This is a genomic window from Phyllobacterium sp. 01N428 (genome assembly GCF_056399405.1).
The window spans coordinates 1-2,648 of record NZ_JBFTRH010000018.1 but is presented as its reverse complement, the minus strand read 5'-3'; the positions used below and the strand labels follow the sequence as shown (position 1 = coordinate 2,648).

The following is a 2,648-nucleotide window of genomic DNA, read 5'->3' as shown; positions in this document are numbered from 1 at the left end:
AATAAGGTATCTGACCTTCGAATACATAGGGGTTAGAAGCGAACCCGGGGAACTGAAACATCTAAGTACCCGGAGGAAAGGACATCAAACGAGACTCCGCTAGTAGTGGCGAGCGAACGCGGACCAGGCCAGTGGCTTTTATGAGACAAGTGGAACGCTCTGGAAAGGGCGGCTAGAATGGGTGACAGCCCCGTACACGTAATGCGAATGAAAGTCCTTGAGTAGGGCGGGACACGTGAAATCCTGTCTGAACATGGGGAGACCACTCTCCAAGCCTAAGTACTCGTGCATGACCGATAGCGAACCAGTACCGTGAGGGAAAGGTGAAAAGCACCCCGACAAGGGGAGTGAAAGAGATCCTGAAACCGAATGCCTACAAACAGTTGGAGCCCAAGATTTGTTCTGGGTGACAGCGTACCTTTTGTATAATGGGTCAGCGACTTAGTGTGACGAGCAAGCTTAAACCGGTAGGTGTAGGCGCAGCGAAAGCGAGTCTGAACAGGGCGTTCAGTTCGTCGCATTAGACCCGAAACCGAGTGATCTAGCCATGAGCAGGTTGAAGGCAAGGTAACACTTGCTGGAGGACCGAACCCGCATCTGTTGCAATAGATTGGGATGACTTGTGGCTAGGGGTGAAAGGCCAATCAAACTCGGAGATAGCTGGTTCTCCGCGAAATCTATTTAGGTAGAGCGTCGATTTTATACTTCCGGGGGTAGAGCACTGGATGGGCTAGGGGATCTCACCGATTTACCAAACCTAACCAAACTCCGAATACCGGAAAGTACTGATCGGCAGACACACGGCGGGTGCTAACGTCCGTCGTGAAGAGGGCAACAACCCTGACCACCATCTAAGGTCCCTAAGTTATGGCTAAGTGGGAAAGGATGTGAGGATCCCAAAACAACCAGGATGTTGGCTTAGAAGCAGCCATCATTTAAAGAAAGCGTAACAGCTCACTGGTCTAAATAAGGGTCTTTGCGCCGAAAATGTACCGGGGCTCAAGCCATACACCGAAGCTGTGGATTTGCCTGGCAACAGGCAAGTGGTAGCGGAGCGTTCCGTAAGCCGTTGAAGCCGGACCCGTGAGGGCTGGTGGAGGTATCGGAAGTGAGAATGCTGACATGAGTAACGATAAAGGGAGTGAGAGACTCCCTCGCCGAAAGTCCAAGGGTTCCTGCTTAAAGTTAATCTGAGCAGGGTTAGCCGGCCCCTAAGGCGAGGCCGAAAGGCGTAGTCGATGGGAACCACGTTAATATTCGTGGGCCTGCGGGTAGTGACGGATCGCGTATGTTGTTCCTCCTTATTGGATTGGAGGGGCTTCGAAGCGGTTCCAGGAAATAGCTCCCGCGTATAGACCGTACCCGAAACCGACACTGGTGGACTGGTAGAGAATACCAAGGCGCTTGAGAGAACTGCGTTGAAGGAACTCGGCAAATTGCACGCGTAACTTCGGAAGAAGCGTGACCCTTTTTTACGCAAGTAGAAGGGGGTGGCACAGACCAGGGGGTAGCGACTGTTTACCAAAAACACAGGGCTCTGCGAAGCCGTAAGGCGACGTATAGGGTCTGACGCCTGCCCGGTGCTGGAAGGTTAAGAGGAGAGGTGCAAGCTTTGAATCGAAGCCCCAGTAAACGGCGGCCGTAACTATAACGGTCCTAAGGTAGCGAAATTCCTTGTCGGGTAAGTTCCGACCTGCACGAATGGCGTAACGACTTCCCCGCTGTCTCCAACGCAGACTCAGTGAAATTGAATTCCCCGTGAAGATGCGGGGTTCCTGCGGTTAGACGGAAAGACCCCGTGCACCTTTACTATAGCTTTACACTGGCATTCGTGTCGGCATGTGTAGGATAGGTGGTAGACTTTGAAGCCGTGGCGCCAGCCATGGTGGAGTCACCCTTGAAATACCACCCTTATCGTCATGGATGTCTAACTGCGGCCCGTTATCCGGGTCCAGGACAGTGTATGGTGGGTAGTTTGACTGGGGCGGTCGCCTCCTAAAGAGTAACGGAGGCGCGCGATGGTGGGCTCAGACCGGTCGGAAATCGGTCGTCGAGTGCAATGGCATAAGCCCGCCTGACTGCGAGACTGACAAGTCGAGCAGAGACGAAAGTCGGTCATAGTGATCCGGTGGTCCCGCGTGGAAGGGCCATCGCTCAACGGATAAAAGGTACGCCGGGGATAACAGGCTGATGACCCCCAAGAGTCCATATCGACGGGGTTGTTTGGCACCTCGATGTCGACTCATCGCATCCTGGGGCTGGAGCAGGTCCCAAGGGTATGGCTGTTCGCCATTTAAAGCGGTACGTGAGTTGGGTTCAGAACGTCGTGAGACAGTTCGGTCCCTATCTGCCGTGGGTGTAGGAATATTGACAGGATCTGTCCCTAGTACGAGAGGACCGGGATGGACGTATCTCTGGTGGACCTGTTGTGGCGCCAGCCGCATAGCAGGGTAGCTATATACGGACGGGATAACCGCTGAAGGCATCTAAGCGGGAAACCCACCTGAAAACGAGTATTCCCTATCAGAGCCGTGGAAGACCACCACGTTGATAGGCCGGGTGTGGAAGTGCGGCAACGCATGAAGCTTACCGGTACTAATAGCTCGATCGACTTGATCATTCTCATTACAAATATCCATCCAAAACGC

The 2,648-nt window shown here is 53.4% G+C and carries 1 rRNA gene; it reads left to right on the top strand.

Going from position 1 to position 2,648, the window contains the following annotated elements:
* Positions 1–2,620 (top strand): 23S ribosomal RNA (locus AC1DNI_RS22735); the annotation flags it as partial.
* Positions 2,621–2,648 lie beyond the last annotated feature (28 nt).